This is a genomic window from Natrialbaceae archaeon AArc-T1-2, assembly GCF_030273315.1.
Taxonomy (GTDB): Archaea; Halobacteriota; Halobacteria; order Halobacteriales; family Natrialbaceae; genus Tc-Br11-E2g1.
The window spans coordinates 2,913,411-2,929,589 of record NZ_CP127174.1 but is presented as its reverse complement, the minus strand read 5'-3'; the positions used below and the strand labels follow the sequence as shown (position 1 = coordinate 2,929,589).

Annotated in this window: 18 protein-coding genes; 8 read left to right on the top strand and 10 right to left on the bottom strand. The window is 64.1% G+C overall.

The window, feature by feature from the left end; genetic code table 11:
- Window positions 1–77: 77 nt before the first annotated feature.
- From QQ977_RS15145 to QQ977_RS15135, 3 genes are all read right to left on the bottom strand, one after another.
- Window positions 78–392 carry a hypothetical protein gene (locus QQ977_RS15145; protein ID WP_285926605.1) on the bottom strand — a complete coding sequence of 105 codons (315 nt, stop codon included), beginning with the start codon at window positions 390–392 and terminating at the stop codon, window positions 78–80.
- Between the two features lie 94 nt (window positions 393–486).
- Window positions 487–762 carry a PadR family transcriptional regulator gene (locus tag QQ977_RS15140; RefSeq protein WP_285926604.1) on the bottom strand — a complete coding sequence of 92 codons (276 nt, stop codon included), beginning with the start codon at window positions 760–762 and terminating at the stop codon, window positions 487–489.
- 254 nt (window positions 763–1,016) lie between these two features.
- Complete coding sequence (locus tag QQ977_RS15135) at window positions 1,017–1,451, bottom strand: DUF2267 domain-containing protein (RefSeq protein WP_285926603.1); 435 nt, start codon at window positions 1,449–1,451, stop codon at window positions 1,017–1,019.
- Between the two features lie 719 nt (window positions 1,452–2,170).
- On the opposite strand from QQ977_RS15135, the gene QQ977_RS15130 reads away from it, so the two are divergent.
- Window positions 2,171–3,817: an acyl-CoA synthetase gene (locus QQ977_RS15130; RefSeq protein WP_285926602.1), complete on the top strand. Its 1,647-nt coding sequence runs from the start codon at window positions 2,171–2,173 to the stop codon at window positions 3,815–3,817.
- Between the two features lie 711 nt (window positions 3,818–4,528).
- On the opposite strand, the gene QQ977_RS15125 is transcribed toward QQ977_RS15130, so the two are convergent.
- A complete protein-coding gene (locus QQ977_RS15125) occupies window positions 4,529–5,290 on the bottom strand; it encodes an IclR family transcriptional regulator (RefSeq protein ID WP_285926601.1) in 762 nt (253 codons plus the stop codon).
- Between the two features lie 155 nt (window positions 5,291–5,445).
- On the opposite strand from QQ977_RS15125, the gene QQ977_RS15120 reads away from it, so the two are divergent.
- The 6 genes from QQ977_RS15120 (at window position 5,446) to QQ977_RS15095 (ending at window position 11,189) form a co-directional block, all read left to right on the top strand.
- Window positions 5,446–5,769 (top strand): EthD family reductase, encoded by a 324-nt coding sequence (locus QQ977_RS15120; protein WP_285926600.1) that lies wholly within the window; start codon window positions 5,446–5,448, stop codon window positions 5,767–5,769.
- Window positions 5,766–7,514 (top strand): thiamine pyrophosphate-binding protein, encoded by a 1,749-nt coding sequence (locus QQ977_RS15115; protein WP_285926599.1) that lies wholly within the window; start codon window positions 5,766–5,768, stop codon window positions 7,512–7,514. Before QQ977_RS15120 ends, QQ977_RS15115 begins: the two co-directional genes overlap by 4 nt.
- A gap of 70 nt (window positions 7,515–7,584) precedes the next feature.
- Window positions 7,585–8,547, top strand: coding sequence for an NAD-dependent epimerase/dehydratase family protein (locus QQ977_RS15110; protein WP_285926598.1), 963 nt, complete (start codon window positions 7,585–7,587; stop codon window positions 8,545–8,547).
- 55 nt (window positions 8,548–8,602) lie between these two features.
- The gene (locus QQ977_RS15105) at window positions 8,603–8,767 is read left to right on the top strand and encodes a hypothetical protein (RefSeq protein WP_285926597.1); all 165 of its coding nucleotides are present in this window, start codon (window positions 8,603–8,605) and stop codon (window positions 8,765–8,767) included.
- A gap of 66 nt (window positions 8,768–8,833) precedes the next feature.
- Entirely contained in the window at window positions 8,834–10,108 is a 1,275-nt protein-coding gene (locus QQ977_RS15100; RefSeq protein WP_285926596.1) for a M24 family metallopeptidase, read from the top strand.
- A 73-nt stretch (window positions 10,109–10,181) separates the two neighbouring features.
- Entirely contained in the window at window positions 10,182–11,189 is a 1,008-nt protein-coding gene (locus QQ977_RS15095) for an LLM class flavin-dependent oxidoreductase (RefSeq protein ID WP_285926595.1), read from the top strand.
- A gap of 26 nt (window positions 11,190–11,215) precedes the next feature.
- On the opposite strand, the gene QQ977_RS15090 is transcribed toward QQ977_RS15095, so the two are convergent.
- The gene (locus QQ977_RS15090; protein ID WP_285926594.1) at window positions 11,216–11,602 is read right to left on the bottom strand and encodes a PaaI family thioesterase; all 387 of its coding nucleotides are present in this window, start codon (window positions 11,600–11,602) and stop codon (window positions 11,216–11,218) included.
- A gap of 132 nt (window positions 11,603–11,734) precedes the next feature.
- On the opposite strand from QQ977_RS15090, the gene QQ977_RS15085 reads away from it, so the two are divergent.
- Complete coding sequence (locus tag QQ977_RS15085) at window positions 11,735–13,186, top strand: aldehyde dehydrogenase family protein (protein ID WP_285926593.1); 1,452 nt, start codon at window positions 11,735–11,737, stop codon at window positions 13,184–13,186.
- A 224-nt stretch (window positions 13,187–13,410) separates the two neighbouring features.
- Here QQ977_RS15085 and paaE read toward each other — a convergent pair whose 3' ends face one another.
- From paaE to paaA, 5 genes are read right to left on the bottom strand one after another with little or no spacing between them, the layout of a single operon-like run.
- Window positions 13,411–13,578 carry a 1,2-phenylacetyl-CoA epoxidase subunit PaaE gene (gene paaE, locus QQ977_RS15080; RefSeq protein ID WP_285926592.1) on the bottom strand — a complete coding sequence of 56 codons (168 nt, stop codon included), beginning with the start codon at window positions 13,576–13,578 and terminating at the stop codon, window positions 13,411–13,413.
- A 2-nt stretch (window positions 13,579–13,580) separates the two neighbouring features.
- Entirely contained in the window at window positions 13,581–14,006 is a 426-nt protein-coding gene (paaD, locus tag QQ977_RS15075) for a 1,2-phenylacetyl-CoA epoxidase subunit PaaD (protein WP_285926591.1), read from the bottom strand.
- A complete protein-coding gene (gene paaC / locus QQ977_RS15070) occupies window positions 14,006–14,902 on the bottom strand; it encodes a 1,2-phenylacetyl-CoA epoxidase subunit PaaC (RefSeq protein WP_285926590.1) in 897 nt (298 codons plus the stop codon). Before paaC ends, paaD begins: the two co-directional genes overlap by 1 nt.
- Entirely contained in the window at window positions 14,902–15,222 is a 321-nt protein-coding gene (paaB, locus tag QQ977_RS15065; protein ID WP_285926589.1) for a 1,2-phenylacetyl-CoA epoxidase subunit PaaB, read from the bottom strand. The genes paaC and paaB overlap by 1 nt, the downstream gene beginning before the upstream one ends.
- A gap of 2 nt (window positions 15,223–15,224) precedes the next feature.
- Entirely contained in the window at window positions 15,225–16,166 is a 942-nt protein-coding gene (gene paaA / locus QQ977_RS15060) for a 1,2-phenylacetyl-CoA epoxidase subunit PaaA (protein ID WP_285926588.1), read from the bottom strand.
- Between the last annotated feature and the right edge of the window lie 13 nt (window positions 16,167–16,179).

The window sequence follows — 16,179 nt, the reverse complement described above, 5'->3', positions numbered from 1 at the left end:
GGTTCCCTGCGACACTCCTTTCTCCTGTACCCTCGGGTCCTACGTATCCGGATGCGGAGAGCAAGAAACCTTCGTCGTCAGTAGTCGCTCTCGTTTCGAGCGGATGCACCGTAGTCGATGTGGACTTCCGGTGTGCTCGACGATTCCAGCGCGGAGACACCGTTCCAGTCGACAACGTGGACGTTTGCCAGCTGGCCGGAGAACTGGAACCGCATCACGCCGGTATCGACTGCACCCTCGGCGGAGTGGTCTGTGACGACGGTCGCTTCCTCGAGTGGGTCCGCATCCGCTAGCTCGATGTCGCCGTCGACGGTGATTTCGTAGTTCGAAGGCACGCCTCTCCCAACGATGGTAACGAGGTTTGATAGGTTGTCGTCGGTCTCGCTCGACATACTCCGATGAGGCTATTCTCTCGGTATAAGCCTTCTCTTCGATGAAAACGTCGGGTTCGGTGAACGTACGCTGCAACCGAATACGCGTCGCACGTTAGGCCTCTACATACTGGTTCTCCCACTCCCGCCGCTTCTCGAGTTCTTTCTCACCGGCATCGGTGATGGCATAGTAATTCGTTCGGCGATCGAGCTGTCCTTTCTCGACCAACTCCCTGTTGACGAGCGTATCGAGGTTCGGGTACAGGCGACCGTGATTGATTTCGGCGCTGTAGTACGCTTCGACTTCGTCCTTGACGTCCTGACCGGACGGCTGGTCAGCACCTGCAATCACGTACAGCAGATCACGTTGGAACCCGGTGAGGTCGTTCATCCCATATGAGTCGTCAACGAGCCTGTATTTGACTTCTTTTCGGAATCATGTGGTATGTATATGTGATGTGAAGGTCTGGGTCTGATGATACTGTCGGTCATACATACGTAACCCACCCGCGAGAGCGGGCGGGCTGACATGCGCTGCAACGCCGGTTCTGGCACACACCAGTTCACCGGTCCATGATCGACAGTATGACTGACATCCTCGGATGAGCACGATCAGTCACGACCTTCTCGGGATCGTCGGCGACCTCATCCCGAGAGGTCGCCGACTGGCGACCGCTCCCCCCACCGCTGTTGGTACTCCGGTGGAAGTCCAGCGAGCACGGAGAGCCAGACGGACCGGTCGATCCGATTCGAGAGCGCGTCCATTACCGATCCGACGTGCGTCGACGCGGCCGGTTCGTCGATGTGATCCGAGCGGCGTTCGCGGTCGTTCACCCGATCAAGGAACTCGTCGATCGGAAACACCTCCTCCGTACCGCCTGCGTCGACGAGCGCTGTCTTGAACTCGTCTGAGAGGTCCTCGGCGATGGCCCTCGCTCGCGGCTCCGGGATACACTCCCCGAGTGTCCAGAGTGTGGCCACGATGGCGTCCTGTGCCGCCTCACGCGAGTCGAGTCCCGTTCTGGACTGGATCGTTTCCGTAAAGCTGTCGCCGCTGTCGGTGAATTCAGGTCGGTCCATGTCGTGTAGACAGTCTGGCACCTGCCGGGATAGTTCGTCTGCTTGTACACGAAACGTCGCACAGCAAGGCTGCGTCCGAGAGGCCGTGTCGATACACTCCCGGAGCCAGCTCCCGGAACTGGCTATCGACGACAGAACCCGACCACCTCAAGGAATGTACCGGGAGTCCGTGACCACGCGGCGAGACGAGAGAGCGACATAATCAATACGATAATATGTCTCTCCAAGAGATTTCATTTCTTAAAGAGAGGTCTAGCGACGAGCCGGCGAGAGTGCGTCACAGCGGGCGACCGTGGCTCCGTTCACGAACTGGTATGCTAACTGTTCGCTGTCACGGCTCGGCGGTCGACGAATACCAGCCTGCAGCGTCTGCTTCAGCTCGAGCGACTGATCCGGCGGAGATCGACTTCTCCGAACGCTCCGAAACACGACGCAGGCGACACACACGCCTCACTGATTCGACATTCGGTACGTGCTGTGCTGAACCGACGCGGGCCCCGGTTTCGATACGGAAAACGCCGAACCCAGACACCACAAATACATCATATATATTATCATACTGTCGAAATATTAGAATGTTGATTTGTCAGAGACGGCACTCCGAAACCCGACGAACGCTACCGGTGTGTGAGTTGCTATCCACTTCGTGGATTCCCGCGTCTTTCGGCGCTGGAGGATGTCAAAAAGCTCTAAGTCACAGCAGTGAAACGAACTAGCCAATGACGTGGCGAGTCATGCCGACGTACGATCGGTACGAGCAGGCACGCGAGGAGTTCGAGTGGGACCTTCCAGCGGAGTTCAACCCCGCCGTCGACTTCCTGCGGAAACACGACGACACCGATCGGGTCGCGTTGCGATACGAGTCTCCGGCAGGTCTCGAGACGTACACGTTTCGTGACCTCGACGAGCGATCCGACCGCCTGGCGGCCGCACTCGCCGACCTCGGCGTCGCGGAGGGCGACCGTGTCGGGGTCGTCGTCCCGCAGAAACCCGAAAACCCGTTGACCCACCTCGCGAACTGGAAGCTCGGGGCAATCTCGGTGCCGTTGACCGTCCTCTTCGGCCCGGATGCGCTCCAGTACCGCCTCGAGGACAGCGGTGCGACGGCGGTCGTCGTCGACCCCGACGTTCGCGAGACGGTCGAGGCGATCCGCGGAGACTGTCCCGACCTCGAGCACGTCGTCGAGCTGGGATCGGCGGACGACGTCGCAGGCGACGCCGACGCGTTCGACGACCTCGTGGCCGACTACGAGCCGGGGATCGACGTCTACGACGCGACGCCGGAGACGCCGACGGCGATCATGTACACGAGCGGGTCGACCGGGCCGCCGAAAGGCGTCTTACACAGCCACGCGCTGTGGCTCGGTCGTGCGGCCGCTGCGTACAACTACTTCGACCAGGGACTGCACGACGCGACGCTTTGGACGCCCGCGGACTGGGCCTGGGGAGCTGCGCTGGGGGGCACGCTGTTTGCGGCCTGGCACAACGGCTGCACGATCGTCGGCTGGCCACGCGACAGTTTCGATCCCGAGGAGGCGTTCGACCTGCTCGAGCGCCACGGTATCTCGAAGGCGCTCATGCCGCCGACAGCGATCCGAATGCTGATGAACGTCGACGATCCCGAGGATCGGTACGACCTCACACTCGAGACGATCGCCTCCGTCGGTGAGCCGCTGACCCCGGAGGTCCTCGAGTGGGCCGACGAGTCGTTCGCGGACCTCGAGATCAACGAGGTCTACGGACAGACGGAGCTGAATCTCGTCGTCGCCAACTCCTCGAACTGGTTCGAGACCCGCCCTGAAAGCATGGGCAAACCGCTGCCGGGCTACGAGGCAACCGTTCTCGATCCGGAGACGCGCGAGGAGGTGCCGACGGGCGAGGTCGGCGAACTCGCCCTGAAACCCGACGATCGGCGGATCTTCTTCGACGAGTACTGGGGACTGCCCGAGAAGACGGCCGCAAAACAAACCGATGACGGCTGGTTCCTGACGAGTGACCTCGTCTCCCGCGACGAGGACGGCTACCTCTGGTTTCACTCGCGGGCCGACGACGTCATCCTCACGAGCGGCTATCGCGTCGGTCCGATGGAAGTCGAATCGGCGATTCTCGAGCACGACGCGGTCGAACAGGCCGGCGTCGTCGGCGTACCCGACGAGACGAGAGGCGAGGCGATCAAGGCGTACGTCCAGCCCGCCGTCGACGAGTTCGACCCAGAGACGCTCCGAGAGGAGATCAGAGAACTGGTCCGGGAGAACCTCGCCGAGTACGAGTATCCACGCCACATCGAGTTCGTCGCGGAGCTGCCGACGACCTCGACCGGGAAGATCCGACGGCTGGATCTGCGCGAGCGCGAGACCGAAAACTGAGCCTGCCGTTTCGGACGTATCCTCGAATGACGCGTCTGCTCACATCCGTGTGTAAATTGAACAGTATCAGATCAGACAGATAGATGAATAGGTATGGGATTTTATAGAAACCGGCGGTCAACTGGCCTAACGCCGAGGAAGTGGCAGTAAGGCCGTATTCTGGAGGAAGAGCCCCTCTTCAGTCAGCCAGCGCCGTATCCGACAGCCGATAGTGTGCGAGAACCCCATTCCGAAAACTCGAGGCCGGTAAACGTCCCGGTCGAACCGTCTTCGTCCGTGATCGGCTCGAGCTTGAAACGTAGTATGCCACCACTGTAACTGAATAAATATATTAATACCATCATGCATTCCTATAACACATATCTTAAAATATAATTCTGGACCTGACATTGAGTTACAGATATACGAGTGTAATGCGACGGACACGGCAGTTGGCAACGGGTTCCAGTCTCGGCCACCGTCGAAACCCGGTCCGTAACGGACAACGTAACTAATGCGTTCCGCTAGTTATGGTATCCGATAGCAATGAACGTATTACATACATACACTCGTAATGGCTACCCATAGCCGTTCGGCAGGCGGGAACGAAAGTGACGTCGCGGTCGCCGTGGAACCAGTGTATCGTCCGGCGTCGGCGGCCAATTCGGTTCGTCGAGCCGACGGCGGCGAAACGGTACGGCTCGAAACCGTTCGCAACATGCGAACGCCTGGTTAGATGTACGCCATGTTGATCTCGATCTCGTTTGCGACGCCGAGCAGCAGGTTCGGGATCTTCTCGTCGAATCGCTCTCCCCGAAGCCGTTTCGCCGGCGCGGAGAGACTTAGCGATCCGATCGCCACACCGTCTTCATCCGTAATCGGCACTCCGACGGCGTGGAGTCCAGGGATGGACTCCTCACGGTTCTGTGCGAAGCCTCGCTCACGAATCCGCTCGAGGTCTGCCCGGAGTTCGTCGGGGTCGGTGATGGTGTCGTCGGTGCGGGCGGGGAGGCCGTATCGATCGATGATCTCCATAACCCGTTCGTCCGGGAGGTATGCGAGAATTGCTTTCCCCGCAGCGAGTTGGTGGAGGTAGTTGAGTTGGCCGGTGCGGGCGTAGGTTCGGACCGACCGTTTGCCCGACGCGTCGTAGAGGTGAACGGCCCTGCCGTGTTCTTCGGCCAGGATCCAGACTTTCTCGCCGGTTTCTGCGGCCAGCTCGTCGACTTTCTCCTGGCCGACCTGGTAGAGTGGATCCTCCTCGCGAGCGTAGTTCCCGAGATCGAGAAACCGAAGCGCCACGCGGTAGGTGTCGCCGTCGCGGACGACGTATCCCTTCGAGTATAACGTCGCGAGGTGGTTGTGAACGGTGCTCTTCGCGAGGTCGAGTTCCGTCGCCAACTCGGTGACGCCGGCACCGTCGACCTCCTTCAGATGTTCGACGATGTCGAACGCGGTTTCGACCGCATTTATCGTCCGTGTCCCCTCGTTCATGCTCGAACCCGAGGGAGAAGGCGAACTTAGGTGTTTTGAAGAGCCGAACAGCCGCGTCGCGATCGGGCACGCTTTCGGCGACGCGAGGCCGTCGGGACGGCGAATCGAGAGACACCGATAGAGCAAAGTCACCCGCTCCCGACGGTGTGAACTGCATGATCAAACTGGTCGAGTTGCTCGTCCGGAGAGACGGCTACAGCCACGAGGAGTTTCTCGCGCGCTGGCAGGGCGAACACGCCGAGATCGCGCGCGAGCTTCCGGGACTGGTTCGCTACAGCACCTCGGTCCCGACCGATCCCGAGTCGGTCGAGTACGACGGCGTCCTCGAGCTCACCTTCGAGAGCGAGCAGGCACTGGGCGAGGCGTTCCGGTCGGAGGTCGGCCGGGCCGTCCAGGAAGACGCCGCTGAGTTCGTCGACGTCGGTGCGGGACCACGAATGATCGTCGAGGAGACGGTTCACGTCGACGACGGCGAATGACGACCGCGGCCGCCGAACTCGTCGAGACGCTCGAGGAACTCGGCGTCGAGTACGTCTTCGGCTACCCGGGTGGGCGGGTGATCGAACTGTTCGATCACCTCCCCGAGTCAGACATCGAGTTCGTCCGGCCACGCGACGAACGCGAGGCGAGCGTAATGGCGGAGATGTACGGCCGACTCACCGGGAACCCCGGGGTGTTGGCCGGTCAGGGTCCCTGGATCGGTAGTCTCGGGATGATCGGTCAGATGGAAAGTCGGCTCGCGTCCTCGCCGATGGTCGTCCTCACCGAGGCCTCAGAGCGGGGCGAGTACTCGACGCTCGCGCCGTATCAGCAGGCCCGCGGGGACTACGGCGGCATCAGCCTCCCGAACGTCTTAGACGGCGTGGCCGAGGAGTGGTGGTTCCCCCGGACGCCCACCGAGACCCTCCGATCGGTCCAGTTGGCATTCAAACACGCCGTCGCGGGTCGGCCTGGTCCAACGGCGGTCATCCTCGACGGGGACGCAATCACCGACGACGTCCCCGAGGAGCCGATTCCGCCCACGTGGGAGCCGACCGAGCAGACGCGGACGTGGGACGCCGCGCCGACCGACGACGACGTCGCGGCGGCGGTCGAGGCGCTCGAGGACGCCGACCGACCAGTCATCGTCGCCGGAAACGGCGTCCACGCGAGCGCAGCGAGCGGGGGCTCGTCGGAACGCCGTTCCGACGGCGTCCACGCCGCGGGAGCCTACGACGAGCTCGCGGCCGTCGCGCAGACGTACGACTGCGTGGTCGCCACCTCCTACCTCGGAAAGTCGACGTTCCCCGAGACGGACGAGCGGGCCGCCGGCGTCATCGGCTCGTTCGGCCACGAAGGAGCGAACCGGGTCGTCAGCGAGGCGGACACGCTGCTCGTGGTCGGCTGTCGGCTGAACCCGATGGACACCAACTGGCAGGCACCCGGATTCGTCCGGCCCGGCGAGCAGACGATCATCCACGCCGACGTCGACACGCGAAACGCTGGCTGGGTCTATCCGGCCGACGTGGGGTTAATCGGCGACGCTACAGAGTGTCTGGCGGCACTCGCCGAGGCCGGCAGCGCATCGAACGACTGGGCGACAGAGCGCGCGGCCGAGGCCCGCGAGTGGTTCACCGCGTCCGAGTGCGAGGACGACTCGAGTCCGATCAAACCCCAGCGCGCGGTTAAAGAAATCCAGCGGGTCGTCGACGAGGACACCATCGTCACTGCTGACTCCGGCAACAACCGCTTCTGGCTGCTGTACTACCTGCAGACGCCCGCCGTCCGCACCTACTTCGGCAGCGGCGGCGTCGGCGGGATGGGGTGGTCGGTCCCGGCTGCCGTCTCCGCGGAACTCTCGACCGACACGGACGTGATCGCCGTCGCCGGCGACGGCGGCTTCGCGATGACGATGACGAGCGTCGAGACCGCCGTCGAATACGGCGTGGCCCCGACGGTCGTCGTCTTGAACGACACGAGCCTCGGGATGGTTCGCCAGATGCAAAGCGAAGACGAGGATATCGCGGGCGTGGAGTTTCACGACACCGACTTCGTGAGCGTCGCTGAGGCTTTCGGCGCGGTCGGCACCCGGATAACGACCCCTGACGAACTCGCCGACGCCCTCGAGGAAGGCAAAGCGGCGGATGTCCCCCACGTCCTCGACGTTCGCATCGACCGCGAAGAGGACATGGCCGAGACGCTTTCGTCCTCGTTCTACGACTCGATCGGGGGACTTCATGAGTAGTCCCCACGATCGATCGCGCGACCGGACGAACCGACGGACAGATCACCACCGAGCCCAGTACGACTGACGTATGAGCAACGACACGGTACTCGTCACCGGCGGAACCGGCTTCATCGGTTCCTACGTGGTACAGGACCTGCTCGAACACGGCCACGACGTCGTGGCCTACGACCGCTCGAGAGACACCAAGATCCTCGAGAACCTCGGCGTCGCCGACGACGTCGAGGTGCGAGGCGGCGACGTCTCCGAGCCGACCGACGTGATCCGCACGGTCAAGGAGACGAAAGCGACCCATATCGTCCACCTCGCGGCGTTGCTGACGACCGCGGCACGGAAAGAGCCTCGAGCCGCAGCAAACGTCAACGTCGTCGGCACGAACAACGTCTTCGAGGCCGCACGCATCCTCGACGACCAGGTCGAACGCGTCGCGTGGGCCTCCTCGGCCGCGGCGTACGCGCCACCCGAGAACTACGACGCCGACTGGGTCGACGAAGACGAACTCGTCTACCCCGACACCCTCTACGGCGCGACCAAGGAGTACAACGAACACCAGGCGCGGGTCTACCACGAGGACTACGGACTCGACCACGTCGCGCTCCGGCCGACGGTCGCCTACGGTCCCTACCGCGAGACCGGCGGCTCCGCCTTCCTCGCGAATATCGTCGAACAACCCGCCCTCGGCGAGTCCTACAGCGTCGACTACGGCGACCAGGAAATCGACTGGCAACACGTCGAAGACGTCGCCCAGGCGTTCCGGTTGGCTACCTTCACGCCCGAGACAGCGCTCACCCAGCGAGTCTACAACGTCCGAGGCGTCCTCGCGACGGTTCGTGAGGCCGCCGAGACTGTCGCGTCGATCGTACCCGACGCAGACGTCGAGGTCTCAGACGAGGGCGAACTGCCCTGGACTCAGAACCTCGACATGACCGCAGCACAGGAAGACCTCGGCTACGAGGCCCAGTACGACCTCGAGTCCGGCTTCCGCACGTACGTCAACGTGCTTCGGGAGGAGGAGGGGCTCGAGCCCGTCTAGACGTGTCGGTTCGGCGGAACGCTTTTTATCGTCGCCTGCGCACCGCTCGCTCGAGATGGACGACACACACGCGGTCGGCGCGCTGGCTGCCCTGTTCTGCGTGACGCTGTTCGTCGTCTATCGGCTAGAGGATCCCGTGCTCTGGGTGGTGTGGGCCGTCGCGATGGTCGCACTCGCTGGCGGCGCGTTGGTAGCGATGAACCGGGGCGACTCGTCGTAGCTGTCCCGGATGGATCGGCCGAAAGCGGTACAGTTTAGCCCTGCGCCCGGGTTGGTACGATCATACATGTCATTCCACGAGCGAAGCTTCATGGAGGGAACGCTGGGGACCCAGGCCGTCGACTGGGAACAGCGGATCGACGTCAGGCGGCTGCGCGAGCAACGGCGCGAACGGGCACTCGAGCGCTTACAGGAGACCGACCTCGGGGCGATGTTGCTGCTTTCTGATCCGAACATCCGCTACGTCACGGGGCTGGCGATGACCGGCGGCAGCGGCGCGGACCACTACACGCTGTTGACCGAGGAAGGCGACGTCGTCCACTGGGACACCGCCGACCACGCGAGCAACCAGCGGGCGAACTGCCCGTGGCTCTCTGACATCCGCTACGCCTGCCCCGGCCTGGGCAACGTCCCGCGGGCCTCGGGTCGGGACTCCGCCCGCCGGTTTCTGCTCGAGACGATGGCCGACGGCGTCAACGAGGCGATGACCGAGTACGGCGTCGCCGACGAGACACTCGGTGTCGACGTCGGCAATCAGGCGCTCGTCTCGGCGCTCGAGAACCAGGGCCTCGAAACCGACGTCGAGACCTGCACCGCGATCATGGAAGACGCCCGGAAGGTAAAGACCGAAGACGAGATCGAGTGTCTGCGGATGGTCGCGGCGATCTGCGAGGCGGGGTTTCAGAAAATCACGGAGACCGCGAGGCCGGGCATGCGCGAGACCGAGGTCTGGGGCGAAGCCGTGAGCGAACTCTGGCGCCACGGCGCGTTCGTCGGCGGCGGCTACCTCACGTCGGGGCCGAACACGTGGCCGAAACATCAGGCGAACACGACCGACCGGATGATCCGCCCCGGCGACCTCGTCTACGCTGACTTCTACAACGTCGGGTATCTGGGCTACCGCTCGTGTTACTATCGTACCTTCAGCATGGGCGAGCCCACCCGGGAGCAAAGGGAGGCCTACGAGACCGCCCGGGACAACCTCTACGACGTCTTAGAGCGTATCGAGCCCGGCGCGACCACCGACGAGATCGCGACGGGCTTTCCGGACATGGAAGGCGAGCACGCTGACGTCTACGACGCCGACGAGCACTGGCAGCTGACGACGAACCACTGGGCCCACGGGCTCGGGCTACAGCTCTACGAAGTGCCGTTGATCTGGCGCGGCCTCTCGCCGGAGCACCCCATCGAGATCGAGGAAGGGATGACAATGGCCGTCGAGACCCAGGAACCCGCGGATCGCCAGGGCGTGCGCGTCGAGGAGATGGTCGTCGTCCGCGAAGACGGCGTCGAGATCTTGAGCCAGTGGCCGATCGAGGAGATCACCGTCGTCGATCACTGATCGCGGACCGACTCACAGCAGACGACCCGCGCCATCACCAACCGTTATGAACGTTCGGACGGAGATACTCCGTATGCAACTCGGGACCGGTCTGTTCACCGCCCAGCGACGGCCCGACGACGACCGCGAGGCGAGCGAACGCTACGACGAGATACTGACGCTGACCCGTGAGATCGAGGACGCGGGGCTCGACAGCGCGTGGGTCTCCGAACACCACTTCGCCGACGACGGCTACCTCTCGGCGACGATGCCCACGCTCGGGGCGATGGCCGCCGTCACCGACGACCTCGAGATCGGCTCCTGTGTCGCGCTCGGTCCGCTGTATGACCCCATCCGGCTGGCCGAAGACGCCGCCACCGTCGACCTGCTCTCGGCCGGCCGGCTCACGCTCGGGCTGGCGATCGGCTCGAACCCGCGGGAGTTCGACGTCTTCGGCGTCCCGCGAGCGGAACGCGCCGCTCGCCTCGCAGACCTCGTCTCGTTCCTCAGAGGGGCCTGGAGCGAGGGCGAACTCGCGTACGACGCCGAGTTCTATGACGTGCCGACGGACGTCTCGATCACGCCCAAGCCGGTCGGCGGCGAGGTGCCGATCATGCTCGGCGGCGCGGCCAAACCCGCAGTCAGGCGTGCGGCCCGGACGGCGGAGGGGTGGTGTGCCCCCTCGTCGCTCTCGGTCGAGGGCGTTCGCAAGCGCGTCGAGGACATCCGGACCGTGCGCGAGCAGGAAGGCCTCGAGGACGATTTCACCGTCTACGTTCTCCAGCACGGCTGGGTCGGCGACTCGCGCGAGGAGGCCTGGGAGACCATGTGCGACGGCTACCTCTACCTCCAGCGACGCTACCAGGAGATCTTCTCCGGCGAGTCCGTCGACGAACTCGACGAGGAGCGCAAACAGGAGCTGAAAGCACAGGCGATCTTCGGCACACCCGGGCAGGTACTTGAGGACCTCGAGGCCTACCGCGAAGCCGTCGGCGACGACGTCCACGTCATCCTCCGGACCTACCACCCCGGCGTCGGCACCGAGGAGATGATCGAGTGCGTGCGTCGGCTCGGCGACGAGGTAGCTCCCGAACTTCGGTAACGCGGGCGATCTCGGATCGAAAACTGCTAACCGGTCTTGTAGACGCCTCGAGCGTCCGCGACCGGCGTCTCGTCCTCCGCCGCGTAGACCTCGACGTCGACCGTTCCGACGTCGTCCCCACACCGGAGCACGTCGGCTTCGGCGTAGAGGTCGCCCGTGCCGGCTTCGAGGTAGTCGATTCGCATGTCGATCGTCGGCACCGGCCGATCGACGAGTGAGACGAGCGCCGCGCCGCCGACGGTGTCGGCGAGCGTGAACGTGACCCCGCCGTGGGCCATGAGCCGATCCTCGTTCCAGGAGAGCTCTTCTGTCATCTCGAGGGAGCCCTCGGCGTGACCGTCGGCGCATTCGGTCACGTCGATACCAAGCAGCGATGCGAAGGGCATCCCTTCGAAGAAGGCTTCGGCGTCCATGTCTATACTCCCACCGACGTTCGGAATCGACATAAAACTACAGCGAGTCACACTGTTTTCCGTATCACACGACCGCCGGAACGGGGTCGAAATATAAACGTATAACATTGCTCGGTCCCTCCGAACGGACGCATGAGTTACGACGGACCGACGAGTTGCTACATCGACGGCGAATGGACCGACGGCGAGACCGACGAGACGATCGAGACGGTCGATCCGGCCACGGACGTCCCCTACGCGACGGTCGCGGCCGCGAGCGACCGAGACGTCGACGCGGCGGTCGACGCCGCCGAGGCGGCCGTCTCGCGGGGAAGCGAGTGGTGCGAACTCGCGCCGGCAGCGCGTGCTTCCTACATGCACCAGCTCGCAGAGCAGATCGAAGCCTGGAAAGACGACATCGCTCTCGTCGAGTCCCGGGACAACGGCAAGACGCTGTTCGAGGCGAAGATGGAAGTCGGGATGGTGATCGACACGTTCCGGTACTACGCCGGCTGGGCCGACAAACTCGAGGGGAGTCAGATTCCCGTCCCCGGCGACCGGCTCGATTTCACCGTCCGCGAACCCGTCGGCGTCACCGGCCACATCGTCCCCTGGAACTACCCGTTCCAGCTCGCCGGCCGCAGCCTCGCGCCGGCGCTTGCCTGTGGCAACAGCGCCGTCGTCAAGCCCTCGAGCCAGACGCCGCTGTCGGCGCTGTACTACGCGAAAGCCGCCGAGGCGGTCGGCCTCCCCGACGGCGTCCTCAACGTGGTGCCGGGCCGTGGCAGCGTCGCCGGCAACGCACTCGCCGAACACCCGGGCGTCGACCACCTCGCCTTTACCGGCAGCACCGAGATCGGCAAGCGCGTCATGGGCCAGGCCGCCGAGAACGTCACCGGCGTCACCCTCGAGCTGGGTGGGAAAGGACCGAACATTATCTTCCCCGACGCCGACCTCGAGGCCGCCGCCCAGGGCGTCCACTACGGCATCTTCATGAACGCCGGCCAGATGTGCTGGGCCGGCTCCCGGCTGGTCGTCCACGAGGACGTCCACGACGAGGTCGTCGAGCAGGTCGTCGCCGGTGCCGAGGCGACCCCACTCGGCGACGGCATCGACGACGACGCCCGGATGGGGCCGCTGGTCAGCGAGGCCCAGCGCGAGGAGGTCATGGAGTACGTCGAGATCGGTCTCGAGGAGGGAGCGACCCTCGCGACCGGCGGCGAGATTCCCGCCGACAAACCGGAGGGATACTTCCTCGAGCCGACCGTCCTCACCGACGTCACGAACGAGATGACTGTCGCCCGCGAGGAGATCTTCGGCCCCGTGCTGTCGGTGATCGAGGTCGAAGACGAGGACGAAGCCCTCGAGGTCGCCAACGACTCGCCCTATGGCCTGCTCGCCGGCGTCTGGACGAACGACCTTTCGCGGGCCCACCGCTTCGCCCAGGAGCTGGAGTACGGCATGGTCAGCGTCAACGAGTACCCGGTGACGTTCCCGCAGACGCCGTTCGGCGGCGTCAAGGAAAGCGGCGAGGGCCGCGAACAGGGCTACGAGGCGGTCCGGGAGTACACCCAGGCGAAGAACGTGAACATCAACTTCGAATGACGCGTCGGTGCCGTCGCGATCGAGCCGGCTGACTGACAAGCGTAGCGTTCTGGGTCGCCGAGGAACGCGCTCGAAGCGCCAGTCGACCCGATCGGGTACGCCTCTTGCAATCGTCAGAACGCCTGAGAAACCGGGAGCGACTGCTCGAGGAGCGACTCCGTGCTCTCGAGACGGACGGCTACGCGAGGGATGCGTTCGTGACGGGGTTGGTGGTGATCCGGGGGTTACTCGAACTTCTCGAAGGGCTGTTCGCAGCCGTTGCAGTAGTGCATCGACCGGCACAGCGACGGCCCTTTCGGGTGCTCACGGACCGTGTTCGTCGACCCGCAGTAGGGACACTCCGCGCCCGCCTGTTCGCCGCTTGTCGTCACGCTTGGATCCGGTTTGTTCATGCTTAGACGCTGAGGCCGAACTCTTTCAGGTCGGCTTTCCCCTGGTCGGTGACCATCTCGATCGTCCACTCCGGACTCCAGACGAGCCGCAGGTCGACCGCTTCGACGCCGTCGACCTCGCTGACTTCCCGCTCGACCTGTTCGAGCAGCATGTCGCGGGCCGGGCAGCCGGAGTACGTAAGCGTCATGTCGACCGTCGCGACGCCGTCTTCGACGGAGACGCCGTATATCAGTCCGAGGTCGACGATGCTGACCGGCATCTCGGGGTCGTCGATCTCGTAGAGGGTCTCCCACACGTCGGCCTCGACGCCGGTGGCTCCCTCGCCGATCGCGGGAAGCTCTTCGATATCCTCGCCCTCGCGGTACTCGGTGTACGCACAGGGCGTGGCGTCGGCGTTCGAATCCGTGTCCGGAGTATCGCTGGTCATTATTCGGGTTTGGCCATGATCTTCGTCGCTTCGCTCCGTCCGAGCTCGCGGTAGGTGTTGGTGAACTCCGCCTGGAGCTGTTCCCACGCGTCGGTGTGGTCACCGTCACGGCCGCGAGCGTCGGGGAGGGTGTCGTCGGTCACCTCGAGGTCGTAGTCGTCGTCGTGGAGGATCTCCGAGACTGGCGTCACGAGACCGAGCTCGTCGAGATAGGGGACGACGATCGAGAGCCACTCCTCGCGAAGCTCCTCGAGGGAGACCTCACGGAAGCCGGCCTCGACGATCGTCTCCTCGAGGTCCTCGTCGCCGCTTTTGTCTCCCGCGTCTGAAAGCGGCGCGCACGGCTCGAACAGCGTCAGCGCGTGCGGGAACAGCCGATTGACGGCCTCTTGCAGGCGTTCGTGGCCCTCCTCGCCGTCGGCGAGCCGTTCCATCCAGCTCTCTGCGTGTTCGCGGTGGTACTCCTCCTCGTTCTGGATCTTGCCGACGCGGTCTGCGATCTTTGCGTAGCTCGAGTCCTCGAGTGCCTCGAGACGCAGCTGTTCGGCGACGTCGTAGAGGTAGTGCCGGAGGATGGCGTCGGCCCAGTCGCCCTCGGCGAAGGGCTGTTCGACCAGCGTGCTGTGTCGCCACGCGTCCGGCTCGCGTTCGTAGATCAGCTCGTGTTCCTCGTGGCCGAGGTCCTCGAGGACGTCGTACCAGAGGCGAGCGTGGCCCAGTTCGTCCTGGGCGTTGTTCGCGAACGCCAGGTCGGACTCGAGGGTGGGCGCACGGACCTGCCACTCGGTGTACCGTTCCGCGAGGACGTACTCGTCGTCGGCCAGGGACAGCAAGAGCGCCTCGAGGGCGTCTGCCTGGTCGTCGTCGAGGTCGGCGGGGGAGTCGAATTCGCTCATCACGCCACCTCACTGCGCCGTCTCTCGGCGTCTTCCTGTTCGTCCGACGATTCGACGACCTCGCGTGCGTCGTCGGCGGTGACGTTGTAGCCCGTCGACCAGCGGTAGCTCTTGTCGGTCGTTCCGCCGAAGGCGTACTCCTCGCCGTCGAGTTCGCCGATTTCGTCTTTCGGGACGACCCAGAGGCTGTTCGTCGGCTTGCGCCGGCCGTGCTGGATCGCGGCGAACTGCTTTGCCATCTCGCGGTCCGGCGCGTGGACGTTCCCACAGTGGGTGTGGTACTCGCCCGGTTTCTCCTGTCTGAATACTTCCCAGATCATGGTCAGTCAGCGGCCTGTGGCGTCTGGCTGCCCGAGGGCATGTCGTCACCCTCGATGGTGTCTCGAACCCACTGGACGGCCTCCTGTGCGGCCTTGCGGCCGTCGATCTGGCCGACGCCGGGATCGTACTCGTTTTTCGCGATCGTGAAGAACTCCTCCCAGTCGAGATCGTCCTCGACGACCTCGTAGTCGCCCTCGTCGTTTTTCCGGATGCGGGGTTCGTCGGGAATCTCGAGACCGTACTTCTCGGCCTTCGGAATGTACTGGTTGAGGAAGGCGGTGCGGAGTTCGTCGTTGGACTGCTGTTTCAGGCCGACCTCGGAGGCGAAGCCGTGGTGTTTGCTCTGGTCGTCGGTGGGGCCGAAAAACTGGATGATGCGAGGCCACCACTCCTCGAAGGCCGCCTGGGTCATCTCCTGTTCTTTCTTCGAACCGCTCATCAGCGTCGCGAGGATGTCCTCGCCGTGTTTGACGTGGAAGCCCTCCTCGAAACAGACCTTGTCCATCGCGTGGGCGTACGGTTCCCAGCTGGTTCGTCGCAGCGTCGCCTGCCGGCGCATCGCCGCCCCGTCGACGAAGAAGGCGATCATCGCCGTCTCGGGCCAGCTGTCCATCGGGTAGTGGAAACAGTTGAGGAACTTGCCCGTGCCCTCGGCGAGGTCGTCGAGCATCTCCTCGCGCGTTTTCACGCCGAGGGACTCGGCGGCACGGTAGAGCAGCTGCCCGTGGCCGATCTCGTCTTGGACCTTTGCTGAGAACGCGAGCTTCCGGTCGATACTCGGAGCCTCCCGGATGAACGGACGCTCGAGGTACGCGCCCATGATCTCGCTGTTGGCGTGGAACTCGATCATCCGGGTCGCCGCTTTCCGGTACTCCTCCGGCATATCGTCCGCGGGGCTGAACTCCCGCGGACCCGCTCGTTGTTTGACCGTGTCGATGTCCATCGTTTCGTTCGAA